The organism is Parvibaculum sp., from assembly GCF_002684405.1.
Lineage (GTDB): Bacteria > Pseudomonadota > Alphaproteobacteria > Parvibaculales > Parvibaculaceae > Parvibaculum.
Map to the genome: position 1 here is coordinate 1 of NZ_NYVD01000006.1, position 24,342 is coordinate 24,342.

Consider the following 24,342-nt stretch of genomic DNA (forward strand, 5'->3'; position numbering starts at 1 on the left):
GGAAACAGGAAGCGATATCGCGTGGTCTATGCTAGTCGCAGCGATTGTGCTTTCGCCTTCGACATTGCTGTTCGGAGCCGGCGATATTCTGCGCGGCATTCACTATGAGACGCTGGGCGTGACGGTGCCGGTTCTGCTTTGGGTTCTGGGGCTCGGGGTCGTTTCCACGGGGTTTGCCTATCTCGGCATATCGATGGTTCTGAAGACCCTCGATGCAAACGTATATGCCCTGATCGATATCATCGTGTCGCCGCTCGTCGCGTCGTTCTTCGGTTATCTGGTCTTCGGAGACGTCCCCTCGTGGAGGATGGTGCTGGGTGGCGCCATGTTGCTAGGTGCAGGCTTCTGGCTGACTCGGGAAACATCGAGGGGAATGGAAAATCGGGCGGTTCATCCGTGTCAGTGCGCTTAGTTATGACTGATGTAATGAAGGACTCGTCGGTTCACGCGTGTCGTTTTCGCTGGAGGGAACAGGGAACAAGCGATGGCGAAAAAATTTTCTACATATGCTGTGCTTGCAGTAATTGCTGGCGGTGTCGTTATTGGCGCATGGCGGATGTTTGTAGAAGAAGGCGGACACTCTGCGAAGAGAGATGTCGTTGTTCCGCCTCTTTCCGGCGATGCAGCTCTTGGCAAGGCAGCGTTCGACACGAATTGCGCCGAGTGTCATGGCGATAATGCCAGCGGGACCGGTGAGGGGCCGCCGCTCGTACATCAGATCTACAATCCCGGGCATCATGCCGATGAGGCATTTTTCAGGGCAGCCGAGTACGGCGTCCGCCAGCACCACTGGCCCTACGGAAACATGCCCGCACAGCCGCAGGTGTCGCATCGTGAGGTCGCGCGAATCGTCGAATATGTCCGCGCCCTCCAGAAAGCTAACGGAATCGTCTACCAGCCCCACAGAATGTAGGCCGTACAATCAACGCAACAGGGCCATGAACGGAGATCAGACGAGATTCAGCCTTTTTACAGAGGGCGATGAGCTCTTCGAAAGCATGCTGCGTGACATATCCAGCGCATCGAAGTCGATATTATTCGAAGTCTATATCTTCAGGTCTGACCGTGTTGGGCAAAGGTTTCTGGACGCATTCGCGGGAGCCGCCGGCCGGGGCGTCGATGTTCGAGCAAGATTGGATGCATTCGGATCCTGGGGCACATTTCCGGGGAGCGCGCATGACGCCCTCCGGAGAGCTGGTGTGCAGTTGAAATGGTACGGACGCTGGAGTTGGCGTCATCCGTTCCGCTACGGACGACGAGATCACCGCAAGCTTCTCGTAGTCGATGGAGAGGTTGCCTATCTCGGCGGCTTCAATGTTGGAGAGGAAAGCTCTAGGACGAGCATCGGCCGAACACGGTGGCGAGATACTCATTTGCGTTTCACCGGGCGTCTGGCATCCCGTGCGGAACAGCTTTTCCACGATTTCGAGGAAAGGAGAGAATGCGGCAAAGAGGAGTGGGTGGACGGATCGCTGCTGTTGCCAAACTACGGTGTCGGATGCCGATACAGATGGCACTGTGTTCTCCGGCAGCATCTTGGCGAGGCCACAAAAAGAATCTGGATCACGACGCCCTATTTTGTGCCGGACGCGGCTACGCAGCGGGGGCTTCGCAACGCAGCGCTACGAGGTGTGGATGTGAGGTTGCTGGTTCCCGGTAAGAGCGATGTTTCTGTTGTTCAATGGGCTGCCCGGCTTTCCTACGAATCTCTCCTGGGCGCCGGCGTGAAGGTTTTTGAGTTCGGCGGACGTGTGCTCCACGCCAAGACGATTGTCATAGATGATGACTGGGCAAGTGTCGGAACCTCGAATCTCGATTACAGAAGCCTGTTCATCAATGATGAACTCAACCTCGTGACGCGGTCATCCCGACTGAACCACGAGCTGGCTGACGTATTCCTCGATGATCTTGAACATGCGATGCGCGTGGTACAGAAACCGCGAGGGAAAATATCTCTGCTTCGCTTTGCTCAGGGGTTAATTGGCTGGGCCGCACGAAAATGGTTGTAGGCGAGCGATATGGCAGGGAGTGAATATGGCGGATGGAAATGCACTGTTCGATCTCGATGAAGAGCATCGACTCACGGCGGTGCTCGCAGGTGTCATCGGCAATATCCTCGAATGGTACGATTTTGCACTCTACGGTTTTATGGCGTCAGTGCTCTCGGGGTTGTTTTTCCCTGACAGCAACCATCTGGTCTCGTTGATAGCGACCTACGGTGTGTTTGCCGTCGGCTTTATCATGAGGCCTTTGGGCTCTGTTGTATTCGGCTGGATGGGCGATACATTCGGGCGCAGTCGGACATTGATTTTGTCTGTGGCAATGATGGCTTTTCCAACATTGTGTCTGGGTCTCTTGCCTGTCTACGCGCAGGCTGGAGTGTATGCTCCGCTTCTCCTCGTTTTAGTGCGCATGGTGCAGGGGCTGTCTGTGGGCGGCGAGTTCTCGACATCCGTGACCTATCTAGTGGAAACCGCCCCCGCCGGCCGACGGGGTGTTGCCGGAAGCTGGGCGAACATTGGAAGTCTGTGCGGCATGCTGTTGGGATCGGGCGCAGCCACTGCTGTGACGAGTTTGCTGACCGCCGACGCCATGCATTCATGGGGGTGGCGTATACCCTTTATCTTTGGCGGAGTGCTTGGTGCGATAGCCATCGTTCTAAGACGTGGTTTGCCGGAGTCGCCTCATTTCAAACGATACCAGAGTGCCCGCTGCCGAAATTCTCCTATCGTGGAGGCGTTTAGCTGCAATCGTCGCGAAACCGTGCAGGGAGTTCTGTTCGCGTCGTCCTATGGTGCACTGTTCTACCTTGCGCTCGTCTATCTGCCGACCTGGGTAGCGCAGGTCACGACAATTCCGCTGGATAGTGCCATGCGTATCAATACCCTGACGTTGGCGTTGTTGATCCCGTTTATTCCTCTGGCGGGCTGGATTTCGGATCGGTTTGTGAGGCGTACGTATTTGCTCGTGGGCGCGATCCTCGCAATCGGAGGAGCAGGCGTTTTTATATTGCCATGGATTGTCGCTGACGGAGGAATTGCCGCACTGGTAGGTCAAGTCGCCATGGGGCTCTTCCTTGCGGTACCGCTCGGGGCGGCTCCCGCGCTGTTCACCGAACAGTTTCCGGAGGATGATCGCCTGACCGCCTACTCCATAGTGTTCAATACTGGTCTCGGGATCGTGGGGGGAACCACTCCGGTTCTCGCTAGCTGGCTCATTCTGGAAACTGGTTCACAACTAGGACCGCTCATTGTCTTGCTCGCTGCGATGTTGAGCGGTGTCACGGGACTCATCTGGATGCGTGACAGGAGCCGTGAACCTCTGATGACGCAATGCGGAATTTCTGTGCGGCACGCCATGTCTGCCGGACGTGAAATGAGAGAGCGGGGGCGATGTCCTGCATATGCTGAAACGCAGGCCAGGTAGTTCNNNAAANNCGGAAAACAGGTTGGCGTTAGATACTTCTACAGAGTCGGACCATATGATTACTACAAAGAATGTCCGAACCATGTGCCTCGTAACTAGGCGAGCACAATGTCGTCCCGATGCGCAATTGTGGATATTCGAAACTCACCCGAGAAGGCTTGTGCAAAAAATGGCCGTGCGACGTGAGCGGACAATTCCATAATGGGTGCTATCGGCTAGCCCTGAAGAGACAAGAATCTTTTCTTTAATGGTATTTCCTCAATCTTGGAGGCGTTCCCGTACCTCAGGCCGCCGTGTAGCTCTCTCAGTTCCATCTTTGCCAGTCCGGAATATGCAGTCTCAGTCCATTCAGAGCGGGGGACAGATTTATCTGACAGCCTAATCTGCTTTCTGGTCGCGCGTTTGGCGCAAAATCGAGAATGTCTTCTTCGATACCCGATGCGGGGCCAACCAGCTCAAGCCATTCGTTATCAACATATACGTGGCACGTTGAACAGGCGCAGTTCCCTCGGCAATTCGCTTCTATACCTTCAATATCGTTCGAAACCGCAGCATCCATCACATTCGTGCCCGGGCGAACCTGGAGTGACTTTTCCGTTCCGTCGGGAAAGATGAATGTCACTGTTGTCATTTTGCTTGTCCGCTTCGATACATGCGAGGGAAATGCCTGCGACTGTCTTGCAGGTAGAGTGGTTTGCTTTACAGGTGGAGCTCTTCGTCCGGGTCGATCAAAGGGTCGGGTCCGCAGGCGGCCGCAAGACGTTCGTCATCGTGGATGAGGATGGTGTTTGCCTGGACCTCGATACCGTCATGTTGAAGGGACGCAAGGGCCCGGGAAAAGCTTTCACGCGTGAGCCCCAGTTCGGAGGCGATCAGAGTCTTTTCGTAAGGAAGGGTGATGCGGTTTCCGCCGCCCTGTTTCCGCCGGAGCGCAAGGATGTAGCAGCCCGCGCGCTGCGAAGCCGATCTCAGTTTCAGGTTCTTGATCTGACGGACCATGCGCCGGAACTGACCGGCGAGACTGGCAACAAGCGCATGCGACAGAGCGGGATCCTGTTGCAGGGTGCGTCGAAAGGCGTCTGCCTGGATCAACAGGAAGCGCGACGCTTCCTGAACGCGTGCCTGCATGAGATAGGGCGAGTTCGTTACCACGGCGGCGGGAATGATGAGGTCCGGCGGTTCGACCACTTCGATCAGCACCTCCTTTCCCTCGCTTGATCTGCCAAACAGATGGGCCGCCCCCTCAAGAAGAACATGCTGAAATGTGGGCATCGTCCCTTGTTCGAAAAGAACGGTTCCCGCCGGTGCGCTGTGGACGACCGCATGGCGCAGCAGCTCCTCCCGCGCCGGCGACGTCATCTGCGCAAAGAGGGGGAGCTGGTCGATGTCTTCAACGGAAACAGAAACGCTCAATTCGTACCTTTCTCTTTTCGCACGCTGCCGCAGCGGTCAGAATGCGCGTGATATAAATCACACGAAAATTTGATTTATATCAAATCAAATGGTGAAATTTGCCTTCTAGTTGAGTCTCTTCGCGACCGGGCGGCGAGGGCTCCCCCCTCGCGCCGAACTTTTCTGGAGGGGAATAATGGCTATCGAAGCGGCGGGCGTCGATCAGGCGCCGGAAGATCCTGTCAGCAATGTCCTGAAATGGGTGTTGCTGGCGGTTGCTGTCATCTGCTTTGGCATACTCGGCTGGGTCACGGTGCTGACCTATAGAGATGCGCCCCCCTTCCCCGACAGTTTTGTGCGTTCTGACGGGACGGTCCTCATGTCCGCCGACGATATCGTCCGTGGCAAGGAAGGCTTCCAGAAAGCCGACCTCATGGATTATGGCAGCCTTTATGGTATGGGCTCCTATTTCGGCGAAGACTACACGGCTGACAATCTGGTCAGGCTCGGAAAGCTGACGGAAGCAAATATCGCGCGGTCCCGCTACGGCCAGGCACTCGATACGCTGCCGACAGCTGAGCGCGCTGTGGTCAAGGCCGAAATGCAGTCCGTGCTGCAGGGCGTCGACCTCACGCAAAAGAAAGTTGTGGTGCCTGATGCTCTGGCCGAAGCGATCACGACGCGGCGTGCGCAGATCACCCAATCCCTCCTCCATCACGATTTCGCGCGAGGCTGGACGCAGGCCTATAGCCTTGACGAGACCAGCGCCGGATATACGGCGGATTTCCTTCTCTATTCCTCGCTGACCACAGTGGCGCGCCGGCCGGGTACGGATGCATCATGGACCCAGAACTGGCCGTTCGAGCCGTTGGTAGGTAATACGCCAACGACAAGTACCTTCCGCTGGACCTGGATCAGCTTCTGTTTCACCTTCTTCGCCTTTGGCGTGGTGCTCTTCATCTACGAGCGCTTCCTGAACGATCCGGACAACGCGCCGATGGATCCGGTTCTTGGCGAATTCAAGCCACTGACGCCGAGCCAGCGTCGCGTCTGGAAATATTTCCTCGTCGTCGCGGCGGTTCTTCTGCTGCAGATCCTCGTCGGCTCCATCATGGCGCACTACTACACGGAGCGGGCGGCCTTTTATGGTATTCCCATCGACAAGTATCTGCCGTTCAATTTCCTGCGCGACGTGCATATCCAGGCGCCTATCGTCTGGATCGGTGTATCCTGGATCGCGGCTGCGCTGTTCCTGGCTCCCGCTATCAGCGGGCGGGAAGCAAAAGGGCAGGCTGTTCTGGTCGATATTCTCTTCTGGGTGACGCTTTTCATCGTCGCGGGCGCGCTGCTTGGAAATTATCTCGGCATCATGGGGTATATCGACAAGCACTGGTTCTGGTTTGGCAATCAGGGCCTGTCCTACATTCAGCTTGGGCGTGCCTGGCAGATCGGATTCTTTGGCGGACTGGCGATATGGAGCGTGCTCGTATTTCGCGCCTTGTGGCCGACACGCGAGACGTTGTGGGCGGCGACGCGCCAGTTCTGGTCTGGGCGGATCCGGCTCGAGCACCTGCTCTGGGCCTCGACCGTCAATATTGCCCTTCTCTACGTCTTCGGCATGATCCCGCTAACCGGAATCGAGAAGTCCTTCACCATTAGTGACTTCTGGCGCTGGTGGGTGGTGCATCTCTGGGTGGAGCAGTCCTTCGAATTCTTTGCCTCCGCCATCAGCGCCTATCTCCTGATGGCCGTCGGTTTGGTCTCTCGCCGGCTTGCTGAACGTGCGGTTTATTTCGAGTTGATCCTGATCTTCCTTGGCGGCGTGCTGGGGACAGGACATCACCTTTATTGGGCCGGCGAGCCGGGTATGTGGGTCCCGCTTGGCTCGATGTTCTCCTTCATCGAGGTGTTACCACTGGTGCTGCTCATCATCGAGGCAATCCAGCAGCGTCGTCTTATTCAGGCGCATGGCGATTTCAAATATGGGCTCGCCTACACCTATATCATCGGTGCTGCATTCTGGAACTTCGTCGGGGCAGGCGTTTTCGGTGGCGGCACGCTCAATGCCCCGCTGGTGAACTACTACGAGCATGCGACGTTCCTGACGCTCAACCACGCGCACACCGCCTTGTTCGGCGCATTTGGTCTGCTCGGTATCGGGCTCATCTATTTCTGCCTGCGCTACATTGCGGGCGAGAGACACGAATTTGGTGAGAGCGTCGGGCGCTGGGCGTTCTGGCTCTACAATATCGGGCTGGTGATGTGGATATTCCTGAACTTCTTCCCAATCGGTTGGCCTCAACTCGATGCCGTCTATGAGCACGGTCTGGCCTATGCGCGAAGCCAGGAATTCTACGACACAACGCTCTTCTGGCAGTGGATGCGCATGCCGGGCGATATCGTGTTCGCGCTTGGAGCTCTACTCATGGCTTGGGATTTTCTCGTCAAACTTCGGCCTATCCTTCCGATATTCGGGACGAACGAGCCGATGACGTGAGCCCCAGGTTTCATCCAGCTGGAAGCAGTGTCCTTTGATCACTTGAGCCTGAGCAGCTCGGTGATGCAACGGGACGGGGCGTGGAGCCCCCATAGTGCTCAGACGCGCTGGTCCGTTTTTAGCCATTTACGATCTCCCCATGGGGAGTATCGAGCGCCTTTAAATCGCAGATACTCTCTTTGTAAGACGGAGTTGAAGCAGCGGGTTTTTGCGCATGCGTCCTTGGGACGCACCCCGCCAGCGCGTCCAAGCAGGATCTCTTGACCTAATTCCGCAAATTGTCTGTTGGCTTCGCCTCTTGACGAAGGCATATTGCTGCAATGTTCAAGTGGCTAGTGATTGTACTCTTGTTGAGCGTGACGTTGGGCGCGGCAGAAAGTGCTCGGCACTTTGCCGTTGCGCCAGCTTCGTCCGGCAATGAGGTGTCGATCGAGAAATCCTCAGGCACGCATACAGTCTCCGTGGGAGATATACTGTGCGAGGTTTGCCACATCGGTGAGCATTTTGGTTGGCGGTCCGAACCGAACAGATCGCTAAGACTTTCGTCAGCCCACGTGAAATCCTCGAAGCACTCCCAGCTTCGCGATCATCCTTTGGATTTCGAAACACCTCCCCCGCAAAACATCCTGTCATAGCTGTAGCTGTGCCGACATCGATCGGCGCTTTCCAATCTTCTTCTACAGGTGACGAATGTTTTCTCCCCTATGTCGGGCACGGGGGATGGGATGGCTCGTGTGCTGTTCCATCTTTGTGCTGACGCCTGTCCGTGCGGCAGAGACTATTTCAATGAACAAGGCTGTGGAGCGTGCAATCGCAGCCAATCTCAACCTATCGATCGCGCAATCGGCAATAGAAGCCGGTAAAGGCGATCTTGAACAAGCCGGTCTGCTACCCAATCCCGAATTATCGATAGAGGCGGAAAATGCTTTCGGCTCAGGAGCGTATACAGGTCTGAAAGAAGCTGATCTGACGGCGGCGGTCTCGCAGAAAATTGAACTGGGCGGGAAGCGAGAAATCCGTATGCGCCGCGCTCGGGCCGCCAACGAGGGCGCCCGCCTGCACAGGGATCTGGTTGTTCGCGACCTTGAGGTGAAAACCAAGAAAGCTTTTGTCCGCCTCCTCGCTGCGCAACGAGAAGTCGACCTGGCGTCCAGGGCCGCTAAGGAAATGAAAAATGCTGCGCGTGCGCTTCGTGAGAAGGTTAGCAAGGGGGCGTCGCCGGAAGCGGATAGCAACCGGGGCGAGCTTGCCCTTGAACTGTCGGGCATCAGGCTTCAACGCGCACAATCGGGATTGATCATTGCACGGCAGGCTCTTCTTACTCTCTGGAACGAGGATGGCTACCGAAAGCTCAAGGCGACTGGCTCTCTTGCTCTCGCCTCAACAAATCTTCCCGGGCTTGGGGAGCTGCTAAAGAAAGTCGACGCACATCCGATTCTCGGTGTTGAAAAGGCAAAAGTGGAAGAAGGAAGCGCTGCCTATGCACTGGAAAAGTCCAGAGCTGTTCCAGATCCCACAATCGGAGTCGGTGCCCGCCATTTCAATGGTATAGACGAAAGCGCCTTCCTGATTTCGTTGTCTATTCCCATCCCGGTTGCCGATGCAAACCAGGGAAATATCCGTGCGGCCGGTGCGCGCACCAATGCTGCCAGGCTTTCCGTCAGGCAAACGCAACTTGTTTTGTCCGAGAGGCTGAGAAAGGCCTACCAAGAATATCAAAGTAGCTGCCTCGAGGCGAAAAGGTTTCGCAACACCGTGCTTCCGGCCGCGCGAGACTCGGCGCGTTCCATTCGCAAAGGTTATCGCCTCGGCCGCTTTGGTGTGCTCGATCTCCTCGGCGCATTGCAGGTGGAGATCGACAGCGCTCAACAAGCCGTTGAGGCCGTGCTCTCGTGCCGACTTTCCCTGATCGAAATAGAAGGGCTTACCGGCGACACGTATCAATCAGCCGCTTCGGAAATGTCGCGAGAGGGAGAAAAGTCATGATTGCGTTCGAAAGCAAACCCGCAAATTCGATGAGCTCTGCCGCAATGGTGGTTTTTCTGGCGGCACTTTTTTCTGTCGCTTCACCGGCCTTTTCGGCCGAACAGGAACATCCCGAGCGGGAAGCGTCGGTGCATGAGGAAGGCAACGCAGACAAGCATAATTCCGAGGCCGAACACGAGAAAGAAAACATTGTTGAGTTGTCGGACGCGCAGCTTGAGGCAGCGAACCTCACACTTTCTACCGCCGGTTCCGATCTTATCACCCCTTCGGTGGAGCTGTTCGGGGTCATCAGGCCAAATATGGAAAGACTGGTTCATGTCGTGCCGCGTTTCGAAGGTGTCGTAGTCGAAGCAAAGGCACGATTGGGTGAGAGCGTTGAAAAAGGTGATGAGCTTGTCGTCATAGAAAGCAACGAAAGTCTGCGAGCCTACACAATAAAGTCGCCGATTGATGGACAAATTATCCGCTGGAATGTGGTGACGGGCAGTTACGCGGGACTTGAAGAGCCCTTGATGGTGATCGCAGATCTGTCGTCTGTCTGGCTTGATCTTCAGGTGCATCGACACGACGCGGACAAGATTGAGCTTGGCCAGACCGTCAGCTTTCATCCGAGTGAAGGCGCGGACCGGCGGGTGTCGACTATCAGCTATATGTCGCCGGTCGCGCGGCAGGATACTCAAAGCCTTCTCGCGCGGGTGGTCGTCCCAAACGAGCGGTCGGACCTCCAGCCGGGGCTCTATATGCGTGCATCGGTGGAGAGAGAGCCGACCAGCGCAGAGATCGTTGTTCGTAGATCCGCAATACAGTTTGAGGGTACCGATCCGATGCTCTTCGTGCAGCGGGATGAAGGACATTTTGTGATGCGTCGCGTCCAGCTAGGGCGTCAGGACAGCACGAATGTGGAGATCATCAACGGCCTGTCTGCCGGCGAGGTCTATGTCTCGGAAAACAGTTTTCTACTTAAGGCGGAGGCTGAAAAAGGTTCCGCTACTCACGGGCACTGAGGAGCGGTCATGATTGCAAGAGTCGTATCTTTCTGTGTCCAGCACCGCTGGTTGGTGCTTATGGCCACTGCTTTTGTCGCTGCGATCGGCGCCTACAATTTTACACGCCTTCCCATTGGGGCTGTTCCTGACATCACGAATGTTCAGGTTCAGGTTAATACGGTGGCTCAAGGCTATTCCCCGCTCGAGGTGGAGCAGAGGGTAACCTTTCCATTGGAAACGGCAATGAGTGGTCTGCCCGCGTTGGACTACACGCGCTCGATATCTCGATATGGATTGTCGCAGATTACCGTCGTCTTCCGAGAAGGGACGGACATATATCGGGCGCGGCAACTTGTCGGGGAGCGGATACAGGCCAGTGCGGCCGAGCTTCCGAATGACACCGAAACGAGCATGGGCCCGATCTCCACGGGTCTTGGGGAAATCTTCATGTACAGCATGGAGTTTCGCCCTGATCTGGCGTCCGGGGATATCTCATCCGGCAAGTCCGATATCCGTGCATTACATGACTGGGTCGTGAAGCCGCAGCTGCGTACGGTTAGGGGAGTCGCCGAGGTGAATGCGATCGGTGGCTTCGAGAGGCAGATACATGTCGTGCCGGATCCATACAAGCTGACATCTTACGGCATGTCATTCAGCGACCTGAGAGAGGCGTTGGAGGACAACAACGTAAATGTTGGTGCGGGCTATATCGAACAGAACGGCGAGCAGTATCTGATCCGGGTTCCCGGTCAGGTCGAAACCACGGAACAGTTTTCGGAAATCCTTCTGGGTACGCATGAAGGCCGCCCGGTCTATGTACACGACATTGCTGAAGTGACGTTCGGAAAGGAGTTACGTACCGGCGCGGGAACGCACAACGGAACTGAAACGCTGATCGGAACGGCAGTTATGCTCGTTGGCGAAAACAGTCGGGAGGTCGCTGCCGCTGTCAGAGCCAAGGTCGACGAGATACAGAAAAGCCTTCCCGCGGGATTTGTGATTCAGCCACTCTATGATCGGACGTCGCTGGTTCAGAAGACGATCGAAACAGTTCAGAAAAACCTGTTTGAAGGCGCGGCGCTGGTGATCGCTGTCCTGTTCATTCTTCTGCGCAATTTCAAAGCTGCATTGATCACTGCGATGGTCATTCCGCTTTCAATGCTCATCACCATTACCGGCATGGTCGAATATCAGATCAGTGCCAACCTGATGAGTTTGGGCGCGCTGGATTTCGGGCTGATAGTCGACGGTGCGGTGATCATTGTCGAAAACTGCCTCCGCCGGCTTTCCGAAGAGCAAAAACGATTTGGCCGGACGTTGCATATGTCGGAACGGTTTTCTGTGGTAGCGGATGCGACGCGGGAGGTCATGACCCCCGCTTTGTTCGGCTCCTTCATCATCACAGTGGTCTACCTCCCGATCCTTACCCTCTCCGGGGTGGAGGGTAAAATGTTCACGCCGATGGCTCTCACCGTAATCCTTGCTCTGGCAGGAGCGATGGTGCTGGCCCTGACATTCGTTCCCGCGGCAATCGCCATATTCATTCGTGGCAATGTCGAGGAAAAGGAGAGCCCAATCATGCGTTGGGCGCAAAGGACCTATGAACCTGGCCTTTCCTGGGCGCTGCGGCACAATTACACGGTGTTGTCGGTTTCCATCGTCCTGCTCGTGCTGACCGGCCTCGGTATGACGAGGTTCGGAACGGAATTCATTCCTCAGTTGGACGAGGGGGATGTGGCCGTACAGGCTCTTCGCGTTCCGGGAACAAGTCTTACGCAGTCTGTCGAAATGCAAACCGATGTGGAGAAGGTTCTCCTGAAACTGCCGGAAGTAAGGGATGTGTTTGCCCGCACGGGAACGGCGGAGGTAGCGACAGACGCAATGCCGCCGAACATTTCCGACGCATACGTCATCATGAAGGATCGCGAGGACTGGCCGGATCCATCCAAGCCCAAGGATGTTCTTCTCGCCGAAATCGAGCAGAAACTGGAGGGCCTGCCGGGCTCCAAGTTCGAGCTCTCGCAGCCGATCGAGCTTAGGTTCAATGAATTGATCTCCGGTGTCAGGGCGGATATTGGAATCAAGGTCTTCGGCGATGACATGGAACAGCTGCGCCAAACCGCCGGTGAAATTGCCACGGTCGTTGGCGGGATTGATGGTGCGGCCAATATAAATGTCGAACAGGTAACGGGCCTGCCGGTTCTTTCGATCGATATCGATAGGGATGCTGCGGCCAGGTTGGGGCTCAACGTGGCCGACATACAGGAAACCGTAAGATCGGCGATGGGAGGGAGCCGGGCAGGCACATTCTATGAAGGGGACTGGCGTAGCCCCGTCATTGTCCGCCTTCCGGAAAACGTCAGGCAGGATGTCGACAGGCTGCGAGAGTTGCCGATTCCGTTGCCTCCCGTTCATCCGGAAACGACAGATGTATCGATCTCCTCATATGAGCCTTTCCCCGAAACCATGCCGCGCGTCGTCCCTTTGCGGGAAGTAGCGAATGTGAAGCTCACCACCGGCCCCAATCAAATCAGTCGGGAGAATGGCAAGCGTCGAATAGTGGTGTCTGCAAACATTCGTGAGCGCGACCTTGGTTCATTTGTCTCGGAAGCACAGAAACGGGTGAAGGCCAATGTAGTACTCCCCGCCGGTTACTGGATGGAATGGGGCGGGCAGTTCAAGCAATTGGTCTCGGCGGTTCGAACACTTTCTGTCGTCGTTCCGCTTGCGATGATTCTGATTTTTGCTCTTCTGTTTGCAAGTCTGGGAACCGCCAAGGATGCTCTCCTCGTCTTTTCCGGCGTACCACTGGCCTTGACGGGTGGTCTGGTCGCCCTCGCCATTCGCGGCCTGCCACTCTCAATATCCGCCGGCGTAGGCTTTATCGCTTTGTCCGGAGTGGCGGTCCTGAACGGCCTGGTGATCATCAGCTTCATCAAGAATCTGCGAGCGCAGGGAATGCACCTCGACGAAGCGATATGGGAAGGCGCGAGCAGGAGGCTCCGTCCTGTGCTTATGACGGCCTTGGTTGCGTCGTTGGGGTTTGTGCCGATGGCGCTTGCCACCAGCGCAGGTGCTGAAGTTCAGCGCCCTCTCGCGACTGTTGTTATCGGCGGAATCCTGTCGTCAACGCTTCTCACCTTGGTTGTCCTGCCTGTTCTCTACAAACTCGCGCACGGAGCGGAGCGGTAGAACAATGCAAGGTCACAAAATTTCTCGGTGTTCAAACCTAGACCGAAATTCCGTACTCCAACGGCGCCCGTCAGGGCGTGCCTCAAGGAAAGGCTATCTCATGAAAACCGCTCTCGTCATATCGCTGGCTGCACTCGCATCAACGGCTCCAGTCGGTCATGCCTATTCAGGAAATGACTATAGGTTGCAGACAGTGTCTTCGGATCAGGCGCGGATGTCTCTTTTGGATATTCTCGATTCCGCAAGGATGCATTCGAAGGGAACGGCAGTGAGCATAAAGCCGGATAGGCGAGATGAGGCACATGCTTATCGCGTGGAATTCTTGACGTCCGAAAGAAAGGAAATCGTGTTTATCGATGGTAAGAATGGCGCGGTACTGGATAAATCGTACCGCCGATATCTTTCCAGATCACTCCGGGCTCGACATCGGAATATGCGCATGGCAGTTCAAAACGCTCGGATCGGCTTGATGCAAACCATCGCAATTGCAGAAAACAGAGGGAACGGCGTCGCAACAGCTGCATGGATACCCGAAGCGCAAAGACCAACCAAAGCAATTCTGACAGTCGTTTCGCGAGGGGGAGACGAAACACTTTCTGTCTACCTTGACGGATCAGACCAAATGCGATGAGAACGACTGCCTGCTGAGAGGATAGACCATGCCATCATGTTGTGAGCTCCGTCGGCGCGTCTTGGGATTGAATGTTTTTATTCGGCGTGACGTGAGCCCCGCAAACTCCTCCAAAAATGAGTAGAGTCCGTCAAGGAGAAGGAGACGGACGATGAAACGATTGAGGTTCACGCAAGAGCAGATCATCGCGATCCTGCGGGAGCAAGGGGGAAATCCGGACGCGGCAATAGTCGTCCATCATCCTCTTGAGAACGCGATCGCTCATGGCTGGCCTCGTTGGAAAGTTCCAATCTCCGGGCCAAGAATCGCATCTGATTCTGACAATTGATGCGGCTTGAGCCGCGCCGTTAGGCGGTCGGTATGGTCCCTGTTCCCTCGCGAAAATTCCCTGATATGCCGATTAAATTTCCCTGTTCTGGTTTCCAGGGAAATTGACGCTAAGTCACGGAAGTTGCCGGGCTATTTCAGCGGTCTTTAGCCTTGGGGATGCAGATTCGGGCGAAATTCCCTGTATTTTCCCTGAAATTCAGGGAATTGAGCAGAGGGAACAGGTCTATCGACTGTCGACACCACCAGTCCTTCCCCCGCAAAACGAAGACCTTCAGGCCTTTCTACAAACTCTCCGTCATTCCGGGGTCTTGTGGCCCATTTATGCATCGCGGTGAGTGGCAGAGGTGCTTTGCGGAGCCCGTTTTGCGGTTATCTAGCGGGTATATCTCTGGACGAGCCCGAACAGGTCCGCTTCAGCGTATTTCGATGCACAATGATGCACCGTGATGCAGCTGTGTTTCGCGGGAACGTCAACGGAGCGACAAAGCCGGCGCTGTGGTGCGGACGAGTGCATTCTCCGGCTGGCCGATTTAGGTGAAGCCAAGCGCCTCGCGTTGCTCATCCCAATTCGCGGGTAGCTTCGGCAGCCGGATCAGTCCCTGCGAGGTGAGGCGACCATGACGAGCTTGTCCTTGCCGGAGCGGGCGACATCGGCAAAATCTTCCGTCGGGATAAGCCATGCAAGCTGCACACGCCGTCCATGAGAACGGCTGCGATGAACCCCGCGCCCTCTGCCGCGAAAGTGGCCAGTCTGACATCGAACTGCACCGTGCCGGCCCTGTCATTGTCGAGACCGGTCCGGGCCTTCACCTGCACGGGCGCACCCTCGGTGCAGCGAGATTGTCCGTCCGGAAATCATCTTCGTTTTTCTTTGTTTTTTTGCGACCCGAAATCGGACGCGCCGAATTCGTCGGAAAGTTTTTCTGCGTGAAGCCGTATTCGTAAGAAATACTTGTGCGAAAAAAGGTTCATGCTGACTCACCGCACCCGCCGTGCCCCTTCCGACGATAAAACCATTTTATCGGCGAGCCGCGCCCCCGTGCTGGTGGCAGTGCGGATCAGCGTGACTATTGGTTGTACCTGCCGGGAGCATTAGCGGAAGTTCCCTACAAGATTTCTCCACCTTGTAGTGAACTTCCATCCAAATTTGTGGGAAGTTCGGCGTGGGGATATGGGGCATCCAGCCCATCTACACGCAGATCAGGAGGAACCGCACATGCACCCCCCCGGTTCCTAATAGAACCGGGGAGGGCAAGCGATCTCCTTTTGTGGAGGATCTCGGCGAAGAAGACCTGCGCTTGATCGCGGAGGCCCGGGTCCCGGAAGACGTGGACTGGGATCTGGACGCAGACTAGCTCTGCCTCTCCTCCGCCTTTAGCGCCTCGTAGAGCTGTCCGGGTCCCAACAGGATTTCAAGAATGCCCTGTTGTATCTCCCTTGGACGCAAGGGCCTGTTTGCTCATGGAGCCGTGGGTGGTCATATCGTCCATGATGCCGTCGATGAGCTTCGGCATAAGGTCCGGTAAGTTGTTGAACTGCTCCTTCGTGTTGTTGGCGGCCTGCTGCACGAGAAGCTCCGTGTCGAGCAGCTTCCCCTTCAGCGCGCTGTTCACATAGGTGAGCTTGTTGTTTCCATCAGCTCACCGTCGAAGAGGTCGTTCACCTTGGCAATGATCTCGGAGAGGAGCGCCTTTTCCTTCTCCTGAACGGAGCCCCCCTGTGTGGCGTTGGGATCGAACTCTATCTTGACCACACGCTCTACCTCGTCGCTGTCATAGAAGCCCAGAGCATCCAGCTTCGCCGCGCATATCAAGGATGATGTGGGGGGGGCACCATCCGAAAATTTCCAGTGTTTTGGGCTTCCGCGTGAGATAGGTGATGCCGTTCTCCGCCGCGTAGGCGCTCATCTGGGAGGCGAGCATGCCTTCCGCATCGACCTGGCTCCCGTCATCCTGCTCTTTCAGCTCCGCAGCCGCCTATCTGGCAGTGAACTCATGGGCAAGACGGTGTTCCTCCGGCGTATGAACTCTGGGGTGCTCGTTTTTTTTGAAGGTTGCGGTCCATTCGAGCTTTGAAATCGGACGCCAGCCGCCTCAGAGATTGCGGAGCGGGAGAAGCTTTGATTTCGGTCTTGTAAATAAATAGATACTCAATATTTTTCTTTATTTTAATGGGTGACATTGATTCAATCATATATTGATAATTTTAATCAAAAAATTGTTGTTTCATCATGTGAAGACTCGAGTTATCATAAGCAAATGTAGTCGTTTGTTTGTTGGTGTAGGCCGTACGATACCTGAAGTAAGCTCCAAATATTGTTGGCATACGGAGATTGTGCGTCGGTGAAACCCAGATAGCTCGAAAGATCTGAGGAATGAGGGAATCCCCTTTTGCCTCTACTTTGAGTGGGCGTTGCCCGATTTGCAAAAAGAAGCGGGGCGACCGATATCATGTTGCATCGTGCACAAGTGACCATAAAGAAAAGGACGATATTGTCCTTCTTGTTCGCCCTGTTTGTTGCAGCGTGGGGCGGTGCATATTTATTGCCCCTATGGTTAAATCAAAGAGGCCAAGACGATTGTATATTTAAGGGAATAGGAGAAAAACAATATGAAACTTACTTAGCCAAGGCGAAAAACTCGTCACCCCTGAACTTGGAAACACGCAAGGATGGTTTAGATAAAGGCTATTCTAAGCTTATAGGAGATCGTGTAGACGAGGCTATTCGAGGACAGGATACTTTCGTCAAAAAAGTGGCCGCCGTACACGCTTTAATGAGAGCGCTGGGTGGCTATTATCGCTCCACGGTTGCGCGTGTGTATCACAAAGGCCTTGTATTTTTTGATGGCCGGGTTAAGCCCGAGACCACTGCCATTGTATATAACTACTATATCGATATGAGCCCAAAGCGACTGTATCTTCCAATAAGAAGGTGGATGACAGTAAAGATTGTGTATAAATTAAAGAAGAACGAATATCACGAAGCGAATACCTTTTATGTGGTGGCATTTTATCCCCACTTGCTCTCTCCATTCTATATGACCGCTCCGAAGTCGCCCGTGGGGGAGGCGTGCCCGATCGTGCCGCTCCACTCCGCGAACATGAAGTCGTTTAAAAATGAGGCAACCAAATGAAGCAGATATTTCTGGAGTATAAGCCCGTCGGTGAAGTTGGGGGAGTAGAGGTTTTTGGGCATATGTATGTGTTCCTCTGGGGGCGAGTTGTCGGCGCAGTCCTTCCGCGAAGGCATGTAGCCCCGCCTTTACCGCGCCATAGGTCGGGGCACGGGTCGGAGAAACCAGAGCGAAGCCTGACGTGACAAACACAATTGCGGTCATGGTGGGCCAGCGCCTCAGGGCCTCGCTGGTCAGCTGAATGGGTGCTGTCAGATTAAGGGCGACTTCCTGTTCAAGGTCTTGCGTGGTGTTCACGCCTGTCGCGAAGTTTCGTTCGACGAAGGTGCCGGCATTGTTGATGAGGACATCAAGTCGCCCGAACCGATTGGCGACAGCATCCAGCATGGCGATCCTGGCCGCGTCGATAGTCACGTCAGCCTGGATTGCCAGCGCATCGGGGTGCGCGTCGGAGAAGCGGTCGAGGGCCGCTTGCGATCTACCGCAAACAGCGACGGCGGCGCCCTGTTTCAAATAGGCTTCAGCCAGGCTCATGCCGATACCCGATGTGCCGCCAGTTATAAGAACAACTTGTTTCATCTGTTCGTCCAGCTCCTCGCTCTGAAATTTTCGTCATAGAAAATGTGATCGGCGCCAACATGGCCTCTCAGATCACCACGGGACGGTTCCGAATGTGGAGTGGGTGAACGTACCGGTGGGCCCATCCTTGCCAAGCAGCGCAACCCGTACAGCCTCGCTGGCGCCCTCTTCGACGGTCTCGGTGCCCTCGTATGCATTCATGGCCGTCCTGGTGAAGCCCGGCGTGACGGCATTGACATTGATCCCCTCTGGCTCCAGTTCGATTGCCATGGCCAGGGTCAAGGCATTGAGGGCTGTCTTGGAGGCCGCGTAGAGAGGGCTGAAATGGTCGCGGTAAGGTAAGTCCGGGTTCGCACTCACTGTCAGCGATCCTGAGCCGCTCGATACGTTGACAATGCGCGCGCCCGGCGTCTCGCGCAGCAACGGAAGCATCGCCTGATAGACGGCAAGGACGCCGAAGACATTCGTTTCCCATACCGCGCGCATTTCATCGAGGGACACAATGCTTGCGCGCGTGGCCTTGACGTATGCCTCTATGGTCCCGGGGTGAGCTTTGGTCGTCATAATGGCCGCGTTCTGGACAAGCACATCGAGACGACCAAATTCATTGCGCACACGCGCAGCAGCCGCTGCGATCGACGCCTGATCTGTAACGTCGATCTGGATTGCGTGGGCGTCGGGTCCAATTTCCGTTGCGGCGATTTCGCCGCGTTCAAGGTTGCGCGATCCGACCAGGACGCTGAAGCCGTTCGCCGTGAGATCTTTCGCGATCTGGAAGCCAATTCCCTGGTTTGCGCCTGTGACAAGGGCGACGGGTTTGTTCTGCATCCTGATTTCCTGTCCGGTGAGATTGTTGTCAGTGCGGCCGCTCCGCAGGTGTCGAAGTCAATATTTCTGTCGAAGGACCTTGAGGACACCCGAGAATCCAAGCGTGGGGACGTCATCCGCTTTCAAGAGCCCTCGGACGAAGATGAGGTGGCCCCCCGACTTCAAGACTTCTCCGCGAGCAATAAGCCGCGCGTTGGCTGAGGCAGGTGCCAGGAATTCACTGTTTAACGAGACCGTGAGGCCCTGCAGCCCGCGCAGTTGGTCGTAAGCAATCTGAAAAATCGCATGATCCGCGAACGCCATGAGTGCTCCGCCGTGAACGACGCCCTGGCCGTTCAGCATTTCGGGCCACGCAACGCAACCGCATTCCATGTTCCCGTCCGCCGCGCGGCGTGTGTAGAACGGCCCGACATGCTCCACGAATGGTTGCCGCCCGGACCACACTGACCAACCGGCCCATTCGCCTTGATCAAGAGGTGGCTCAAGATCGGCGACTTCTTCCGGTGCGTCGTTCATGTGATCGCCCCTCGGTTACATCCCAGCAAGTCGACTTCCTGGGCACATAAGCGGATGTCCATTCAAGTGACGGGAAGCTTCTCCGTATTTAATACCGATCAATACAAAACATCGACGGGACCGCGTCAACAGGTATTTGTACTAAATGGTAGGAAATGCATCGTCGCCGGCACAGCGGTAGCGCTCGCCGGAATTCTGATCATTGTGTTGAGGTCCAGTCGGCTCGCGGCGCTTGTGCCTGCGATGCGGTCCAGAGGCGCATAGTTGCCTCTGGTATTTTTTGTATCGTACAATACGAAAGCTGGAATCCCGAAGGTAAGGCTCTTTGCAAGGTGGCCCAAAAGACTGAGAAGCAGAATGGACGTCCGCGCCAGTTCGATCCGGACGTTGCTTTGCGCGCTGCCACAATGGTCTTTTGGCGCAAAGGCTATCTGGGCGCGTCGCTTGACGATCTGACGGATGCCATGGGGATTAATCGGCCCAGTCTTTATGCGACGTTCGGTAACAAGGAGGCGCTGTTTTTGTCATGCATCGATCTCTACGATGCAGCCAGCGCTGAATTGCTCGACGCCGCCCTCGCCGCACCGAAAATTGATGAGGCCCTCGATGCCTTCTTCACGGCCGGTGTTGAGGGGGTGACCAGCCGTTCAACGCCTTCGGGGTGCCTTATCGCCTGTAGCTTGGTGGGGGCAGCCGAGGAGAGTGATCGGATCAAATCCAAGCTGAAAGCCTGCATGGCCTCCACCGATGCGGCGGTTCGCAATCGATTGAAGCAGGCGGTCAAGGCGGGCGAATTGCCTGCCGACACAGACGTGGCGGCCACCGCGCGCATGGTCAACTGTATCCGCCATGGCTTGGCCCTGCGCGCCCGTGCGGGGGAGACGCGGAAGGAGTTGGCCAAAGCCGCCCGTGCAGCGGCGAACGCTTTGCTCGGTCGCTCCCCACGCGCGACTTGACCAAACCTAACAGCGCTTGTTCGGCGATTAAGTCTACTTCTATTCCTGTGTAGACCGGGGGCAGGATCTGCCGCCCCGAAAATACTTTGACGACGTACATCCTTCGGGACGATCCCGGATGTTGGTTTGACGAAGGTTGGCTGCCCGGAAAATTTCGAGCGCTGTCGCAAGTCAATAGCGGCTCTATTGGCGCGAGATGAAAAACATCGAACTGAATAACCCCAGGATTTGCAGACACCTTGCGCAGCACGTGCGCGCGTACATCAAGGTCGCGGGCTGCCTGGGCAAACGCCACCCCTCGATCCCGTCCCAATTTCCCCGCCTCGAGTTTAAACTCGAGGCTGAATACCCACCACCGTTGCAAAGCGAGCTGATGTAGGAAAAGATAATCATGATAAGTTTCTGATTAAGGTGGTCAGTCGGAAACGCCTGCGACCATGCAGCAACAGGAGTGGTGATCGTGGTTAGCAAACAAATGCGCGACTTCTGGGCCGTATGTCCCGCAATGCCCGACATCCCTCCCGTCGCCAGCCTCCCGGCAGAGCGACAGGCGAGGGACGAGCGGACGATGCAGCGCTATCCCACCTTGGCGGGCGTGACGTCGGAGGCGGTGCGGTGCGATGGGGTCTCTGCGATCTGGTACCGTCCGAACAACGCGAGGTCAGATCACGCGATCCTCTATATTCACGGCGGCGCTTTTATCTGGAGTTCCGCAGCAGGCCACTGCGGCGTGATTAGTCGCGTGGCGGCGGAATGTCGGATCGATACCCTGGCCCTGGACTACGGCCTGGCCCCGGAACACGCCTTTCCAGGCCCGGTGGAGGAAGGCGTCCGCCTCTACAAGTGGATGCTGACCTCGGGCTACAAGCCGGATGCAATTTCGCTGATCGGCGACTCGGCCGGCGGTGGTCTCGTCCTGTCGGTCCTGCTGGCGCTGAAGGCTGAAGGCCTCCCGCTCCCTGCCTGTGGTGTGATCGCCTCCGCCTATGCGGATCTGACCAACGCGGGCGAGAGTATCGACTGGATTACGAAAGACCCCTGCGTGACCCGCGAGGGCCTGGACGCTTGCCGGGATCAGTATCTGCAGGGGCACGACGCTGCCGATCCGTTGGCGTCTCCGATCTTTGGGGATTTCACGGGCTTTCCACCCCTCCTGGTCCAGGTCGGCTCCCGCGAGCGCCTTCTGAGCGATTCATTGCGCGTCGCGGCTACGGCCGACGCGGCTGGCGTTGACGTGCGGCTTGAAGTCTATGATGGCTGCGTTCACCTCTGGCATTGGTGGGTGCCGGACGCGCCGGAGACCGCGAGGGCCATAAAAAGCGTCGGGGACTTTTTGTCCGAGCACACGCACTAGGTTCTGTGCCGATTGTCGTCTTGAGGAACTCGCCGAACGGCGATCCATGATCACGCGTCTTCAGCATCGTCGGCCGTCATCGGGTCCGTGGACGGGTCCGGTTGCTCTGCGCCGACGCCCGGCAGCGGGGCACGCCGACGGGTTCGGTCATGGGTCAGGCACAGGACGTCAGGTCGTGCGTAATGCCCTACGGGGTCGGCCAGGGCTTTGGCGAAGGCGATGGCGCTTGGATCGATCTCGGCCACGACCAGACCTTCGGCGTCCTCGGGGAGGAACTCGGCCAGAGGCTGACCATCCGGACCATAGATCATGCTGCAGCCGCCACCGAGCGGGAAGGGTGCTTCTCGGCCCAGGAGTTCCGACTGAATGCGCAGGACGTCGAGGGTCACGAGCTGGGTCGCGGCAAGTACATAGCACCCGCCTTCCGCCGCATAGACCTGCGAGGCGGCCAGATTGACCTGGCGGCCGAGGGCGTAGGCAGGTCCTCCGCTGGCGGACGATAGACTTGGCCATGAAGCCACATGGATTTCCTCGTGCTGCGCGAACATGGCGGCCTTTACCAGAGGTTGCAGGTGCTCCCAGCAGTTGAGCCCTCCCAGCCGTCCGAGTGGCGTATCGTAGACCGTCAGGTCGGAACCATCCCCGTCGCCGAAAACAGAGCGCTCGACATGGGTCGGTCGCAGCTTCCGCCGATGCGCTAGGATGCGGCCGTCTGCGCCGATGATGGCTTGGCCAAGGTAGAGCGATCCATGATCGCGCTCGCTGACGCCCATGACGACGTGCAGGTTGTTTCGGCGGGCTGCCTCGGCAATGCGCGTGAATGCTTCCGAGTCGGCGGTCAGGGAATTCTCCTGGTAACGCCGGGCAAGGCCGATCGCCTCCAGGGGGCTGGTGACCCAGATCCAGAACGGGTAGCCCGGGATCCAGGCCTCGGGAAAGGCCAGCAGGCGGACCCCCTGGGCACCCGCTTCGTCCATGAGGGCGATGGTCTTCTCAATGCCCGCTTCGAAATCCAGGAAAGCCGGCGCCGCTTGGACGGCGGCGGCGAGGAATGGGCTCGGGTGGGACATCAAGCATCTCCAATGTACGGGCGCGGGGCGCCCGGGTTGAGTGGGATTGAGGTGTGTCGGTCTCGGGCGATGCCGGACGCGCCGCGTCCACTGTGATGGTGGGGCGCTTGGCTGTCTCGACCTGTCGGTCTATCCTGCCGCCGTCGGGGTGCTGGTGCCGCTGTCGCAATTAAAGGGGTAGGATGTCGGATCGCTCCAAATCTTCGTCTCTGCCGTCGACACCCGCCGGGCGGCGCGGTGACGCATCCGCCAATGGGAAGGCCGCGCTCGACCCAGCCATGACCTGGTCTCAAGTTGGCATGACCGAACTCATCCTGTCGCAATGGCGGGCTGAAAAACCGGAAATCGAAGGTTTGGGCTTTGAGATCGGGACGCTGCTGACCAGGCTTGGCATCCTGCTCAACCAGTTCGAGGTGCAGGCAGCGCGGGGGTTGGGCCTCAGATCGGGCGAGATCCGCTTGTTGTACGCCTTGCGACGTGTTGGTCCGCCCTATGCCCAACGTCCGACCGACCTTTTTCGGCTCCTGGGCGTCACCTCCGGGGCGATCACCTACACGGTGAACCTCCTCAAGGGGCAAGCCCTTGTCGAAGGGGTCAGCGATCCGCAGGACGGCCGCAGTCAGATGGTCCGGCTGACGCCGGCGGGCTTGGCCCTGATCGATGCCCTCGTCGCCGAAACCGCAGGCCTGCTCGATACGGCGCTGCGGCCCCTGGCGGCGACGGAGCAGGCGGCCATCCAGCAGGGGCTTGCCCGGCTGGCGGAGTGTCTGGAGGCGTTCACCGATCATCGCGTTGATCCCCTCAGCTCAGAGGTCGAGGACAAGTAGATCCGAGCGGCTGCGCGAGCAGCAGATCATCATGGTCCGGTTGGCGGCCTGCTCTTCAGGCGTGAGAAGGGAATCGCGATGCTCTGCCTCACCGCTCACGATCACGGTTTCGCACAAGCCGCAAATCCCCTGCTTGCAGGAACTCGTCGTCGGGATCCCCGCAGCCTGGAGAGCGGCCAGGATCGACTGATCCGGGGCGACCGCCACTGTGCGTCCGCTCCGCGCGAGTTCGACGGTGAACCCTGCGCCCGGCGACGCGGTCTCCGGGGGTACGAAACTTTCTGTGTGCACCATATTCATCGGCCGGTCGGCTGTGGCCGCGATGAAGGCGTCGAGCATAGGCTGAGGCCCGCAACAATAGAGGTGGCTGCCCGACGTCGCCGTCGCCAGAAGGTCCGCAAGCGGCAGCACTCCACCGCATTCCTCGTCCATATGAAGTGTCACCGTCTCGCCCAGCCCGGCGAGGATCTCGCTGAAGGGAGCCTCGGCGCGTGATCGCACAGCGTGTACCAGTCGGAACGGCTTCTTCGCCTCGCTGAGTGCGGATTTCAGAATTACCGGACAGCGATTCCGCTAAATCCCGGACAGCCGTTTCAGTAATTCCCGGACAGTCCGGGCACGGCTGATTATCTTCCTGC

Annotated in this window: 22 protein-coding genes and 1 pseudogene; 14 read left to right on the top strand and 9 right to left on the bottom strand. The window is 57.0% G+C overall.

Going from position 1 to position 24,342, the window contains the following annotated elements; all coding sequences use genetic code 11:
* The 4 genes from CMI59_RS00660 to CMI59_RS00675 all read left to right on the top strand — a co-directional run.
* Positions 1–412, top strand: a 412-nt coding sequence (locus CMI59_RS00660; RefSeq protein WP_293323286.1) for an EamA family transporter, incomplete at its 5' end; no start/stop codon positions are given.
* A 72-nt stretch (positions 413–484) separates the two neighbouring features.
* Positions 485–913: a cytochrome c gene (locus CMI59_RS00665; RefSeq protein WP_293323289.1), complete on the top strand. Its 429-nt coding sequence runs from the start codon at positions 485–487 to the stop codon at positions 911–913.
* 85 nt (positions 914–998) lie between these two features.
* Positions 999–2,009 (top strand): phospholipase D-like domain-containing protein, encoded by a 1,011-nt coding sequence (locus tag CMI59_RS00670; RefSeq protein WP_293323339.1) that lies wholly within the window; start codon positions 999–1,001, stop codon positions 2,007–2,009.
* 25 nt (positions 2,010–2,034) lie between these two features.
* Positions 2,035–3,426: an MFS transporter gene (locus CMI59_RS00675; protein ID WP_293323342.1), complete on the top strand. Its 1,392-nt coding sequence runs from the start codon at positions 2,035–2,037 to the stop codon at positions 3,424–3,426.
* 304 nt (positions 3,427–3,730) lie between these two features.
* Here the strand turns inward: CMI59_RS00675 and CMI59_RS00680 are convergent, their stop codons facing one another.
* Entirely contained in the window at positions 3,731–4,057 is a 327-nt protein-coding gene (locus CMI59_RS00680; protein WP_167095866.1) for a 2Fe-2S iron-sulfur cluster-binding protein, read from the bottom strand.
* A 68-nt stretch (positions 4,058–4,125) separates the two neighbouring features.
* Positions 4,126–4,839, bottom strand: coding sequence for a cyclic nucleotide-binding domain-containing protein (locus CMI59_RS00685; RefSeq protein ID WP_246220593.1), 714 nt, complete (start codon positions 4,837–4,839; stop codon positions 4,126–4,128).
* A 175-nt stretch (positions 4,840–5,014) separates the two neighbouring features.
* On the opposite strand from CMI59_RS00685, the gene CMI59_RS00690 reads away from it, so the two are divergent.
* The 6 genes from CMI59_RS00690 to CMI59_RS00715 all read left to right on the top strand — a co-directional run bounded on the left by CMI59_RS00690 (position 5,015) and on the right by CMI59_RS00715 (position 15,385).
* Positions 5,015–7,315, top strand: coding sequence for a cbb3-type cytochrome c oxidase subunit I (locus CMI59_RS00690; protein WP_167095865.1), 2,301 nt, complete (start codon positions 5,015–5,017; stop codon positions 7,313–7,315).
* 786 nt (positions 7,316–8,101) lie between these two features.
* Positions 8,102–9,301, top strand: coding sequence for a TolC family protein (locus tag CMI59_RS00695; protein WP_167095863.1), 1,200 nt, complete (start codon positions 8,102–8,104; stop codon positions 9,299–9,301).
* On the top strand, positions 9,298–10,305 hold the full coding sequence (locus CMI59_RS00700) for an efflux RND transporter periplasmic adaptor subunit (RefSeq protein ID WP_167095861.1): 1,008 nt from the start codon (positions 9,298–9,300) through the stop codon (positions 10,303–10,305). The genes CMI59_RS00695 and CMI59_RS00700 overlap by 4 nt, the downstream gene beginning before the upstream one ends.
* Before the next feature lie 9 nt (positions 10,306–10,314).
* Entirely contained in the window at positions 10,315–13,479 is a 3,165-nt protein-coding gene (locus CMI59_RS00705) for a CusA/CzcA family heavy metal efflux RND transporter (protein ID WP_167095859.1), read from the top strand.
* Positions 13,480–13,579: 100 nt separating this feature from the next.
* Positions 13,580–14,110 (top strand): PepSY domain-containing protein, encoded by a 531-nt coding sequence (locus CMI59_RS00710; RefSeq protein WP_167095857.1) that lies wholly within the window; start codon positions 13,580–13,582, stop codon positions 14,108–14,110.
* 1,008 nt (positions 14,111–15,118) lie between these two features.
* Positions 15,119–15,385 (top strand): hypothetical protein, encoded by a 267-nt coding sequence (locus tag CMI59_RS00715; RefSeq protein WP_293323304.1) that lies wholly within the window; start codon positions 15,119–15,121, stop codon positions 15,383–15,385.
* 467 nt (positions 15,386–15,852) lie between these two features.
* On the opposite strand, the gene CMI59_RS00720 is transcribed toward CMI59_RS00715, so the two are convergent.
* Together CMI59_RS00720 and CMI59_RS00725 are read right to left on the bottom strand one after the other, a co-directional pair.
* Positions 15,853–16,053, bottom strand: a complete 201-nt coding sequence (locus tag CMI59_RS00720) for a hypothetical protein (protein ID WP_293323307.1) — start codon at positions 16,051–16,053, stop codon at positions 15,853–15,855.
* Positions 16,050–16,193, bottom strand: coding sequence for a hypothetical protein (locus CMI59_RS00725; RefSeq protein ID WP_293323310.1), 144 nt, complete (start codon positions 16,191–16,193; stop codon positions 16,050–16,052). Before CMI59_RS00725 ends, CMI59_RS00720 begins: the two co-directional genes overlap by 4 nt.
* A gap of 697 nt (positions 16,194–16,890) precedes the next feature.
* On the opposite strand from CMI59_RS00725, the gene CMI59_RS00730 reads away from it, so the two are divergent.
* On the top strand, positions 16,891–17,574 hold the full coding sequence (locus CMI59_RS00730; RefSeq protein ID WP_293323313.1) for a hypothetical protein: 684 nt from the start codon (positions 16,891–16,893) through the stop codon (positions 17,572–17,574).
* Positions 17,575–17,703: 129 nt separating this feature from the next.
* Here the strand turns inward: CMI59_RS00730 and CMI59_RS16855 are convergent.
* The 3 genes and pseudogenes from CMI59_RS16855 to CMI59_RS00745 form a co-directional block, all read right to left on the bottom strand.
* Positions 17,704–18,153: pseudogene (locus tag CMI59_RS16855) on the bottom strand (SDR family NAD(P)-dependent oxidoreductase); the annotation flags it as partial.
* A gap of 72 nt (positions 18,154–18,225) precedes the next feature.
* Positions 18,226–18,981, bottom strand: a complete 756-nt coding sequence (locus CMI59_RS00740) for an SDR family NAD(P)-dependent oxidoreductase (protein ID WP_293323319.1) — start codon at positions 18,979–18,981, stop codon at positions 18,226–18,228.
* A gap of 57 nt (positions 18,982–19,038) precedes the next feature.
* Positions 19,039–19,497, bottom strand: a complete 459-nt coding sequence (locus CMI59_RS00745) for a PaaI family thioesterase (RefSeq protein WP_293323322.1) — start codon at positions 19,495–19,497, stop codon at positions 19,039–19,041.
* Between the two features lie 332 nt (positions 19,498–19,829).
* On the opposite strand from CMI59_RS00745, the gene CMI59_RS00750 reads away from it, so the two are divergent.
* Both CMI59_RS00750 and CMI59_RS00755 read left to right on the top strand, forming a co-directional pair.
* The gene (locus CMI59_RS00750; RefSeq protein WP_293323325.1) at positions 19,830–20,453 is read left to right on the top strand and encodes a TetR/AcrR family transcriptional regulator; all 624 of its coding nucleotides are present in this window, start codon (positions 19,830–19,832) and stop codon (positions 20,451–20,453) included.
* Positions 20,454–21,021: 568 nt separating this feature from the next.
* On the top strand, positions 21,022–21,807 hold the full coding sequence (locus tag CMI59_RS00755) for an alpha/beta hydrolase (RefSeq protein ID WP_293323328.1): 786 nt from the start codon (positions 21,022–21,024) through the stop codon (positions 21,805–21,807).
* 50 nt (positions 21,808–21,857) lie between these two features.
* Here the strand turns inward: CMI59_RS00755 and CMI59_RS00760 are convergent, their stop codons facing one another.
* The gene (locus tag CMI59_RS00760; RefSeq protein WP_293323331.1) at positions 21,858–22,877 is read right to left on the bottom strand and encodes a carbon-nitrogen hydrolase family protein; all 1,020 of its coding nucleotides are present in this window, start codon (positions 22,875–22,877) and stop codon (positions 21,858–21,860) included.
* Positions 22,878–23,176: 299 nt separating this feature from the next.
* On the opposite strand from CMI59_RS00760, the gene CMI59_RS00765 reads away from it, so the two are divergent.
* The gene (locus tag CMI59_RS00765; RefSeq protein ID WP_293323333.1) at positions 23,177–23,704 is read left to right on the top strand and encodes a MarR family transcriptional regulator; all 528 of its coding nucleotides are present in this window, start codon (positions 23,177–23,179) and stop codon (positions 23,702–23,704) included.
* On the opposite strand, the gene CMI59_RS00770 is transcribed toward CMI59_RS00765, so the two are convergent.
* The gene (locus tag CMI59_RS00770; RefSeq protein WP_293323336.1) at positions 23,684–24,205 is read right to left on the bottom strand and encodes an iron-sulfur cluster-binding domain-containing protein; all 522 of its coding nucleotides are present in this window, start codon (positions 24,203–24,205) and stop codon (positions 23,684–23,686) included. The genes CMI59_RS00765 and CMI59_RS00770 overlap by 21 nt on opposite strands.
* Positions 24,206–24,342: the final 137 nt, after the last annotated feature.

Bases quoted from the DNA above. Each gene is read 5' to 3' on its own strand.
- CMI59_RS00665 (WP_293323289.1), top strand. From the start codon at position 485: ATGGCGAAAAAATTTTCTACATATGCTGTGCTTGCAGTAATTGCTGGC.
- CMI59_RS00670 (WP_293323339.1), top strand. From the start codon at position 999: ATGCTGCGTGACATATCCAGCGCATCGAAGTCGATATTATTCGAAGTC.
- CMI59_RS00675 (WP_293323342.1), top strand. From the start codon at position 2,035: ATGGCGGATGGAAATGCACTGTTCGATCTCGATGAAGAGCATCGACTC.
- CMI59_RS00680 (WP_167095866.1), bottom strand. From the start codon at position 4,057: ATGACAACAGTGACATTCATCTTTCCCGACGGAACGGAAAAGTCACTC.
- CMI59_RS00690 (WP_167095865.1), top strand. From the start codon at position 5,015: ATGGCTATCGAAGCGGCGGGCGTCGATCAGGCGCCGGAAGATCCTGTC.
- CMI59_RS00695 (WP_167095863.1), top strand. From the start codon at position 8,102: ATGAACAAGGCTGTGGAGCGTGCAATCGCAGCCAATCTCAACCTATCG.
- CMI59_RS00700 (WP_167095861.1), top strand. From the start codon at position 9,298: ATGATTGCGTTCGAAAGCAAACCCGCAAATTCGATGAGCTCTGCCGCA.
- CMI59_RS00705 (WP_167095859.1), top strand. From the start codon at position 10,315: ATGATTGCAAGAGTCGTATCTTTCTGTGTCCAGCACCGCTGGTTGGTG.
- CMI59_RS00710 (WP_167095857.1), top strand. From the start codon at position 13,580: ATGAAAACCGCTCTCGTCATATCGCTGGCTGCACTCGCATCAACGGCT.
- CMI59_RS00715 (WP_293323304.1), top strand. From the start codon at position 15,119: ATGCAAGCTGCACACGCCGTCCATGAGAACGGCTGCGATGAACCCCGC.
- CMI59_RS00730 (WP_293323313.1), top strand. From the start codon at position 16,891: ATGTTGCATCGTGCACAAGTGACCATAAAGAAAAGGACGATATTGTCC.
- CMI59_RS00740 (WP_293323319.1), bottom strand. From the start codon at position 18,981: ATGCAGAACAAACCCGTCGCCCTTGTCACAGGCGCAAACCAGGGAATT.
- CMI59_RS00745 (WP_293323322.1), bottom strand. From the start codon at position 19,497: ATGAACGACGCACCGGAAGAAGTCGCCGATCTTGAGCCACCTCTTGAT.
- CMI59_RS00755 (WP_293323328.1), top strand. From the start codon at position 21,022: ATGCAGCGCTATCCCACCTTGGCGGGCGTGACGTCGGAGGCGGTGCGG.
- CMI59_RS00760 (WP_293323331.1), bottom strand. From the start codon at position 22,877: ATGTCCCACCCGAGCCCATTCCTCGCCGCCGCCGTCCAAGCGGCGCCG.
- CMI59_RS00765 (WP_293323333.1), top strand. From the start codon at position 23,177: ATGACCGAACTCATCCTGTCGCAATGGCGGGCTGAAAAACCGGAAATC.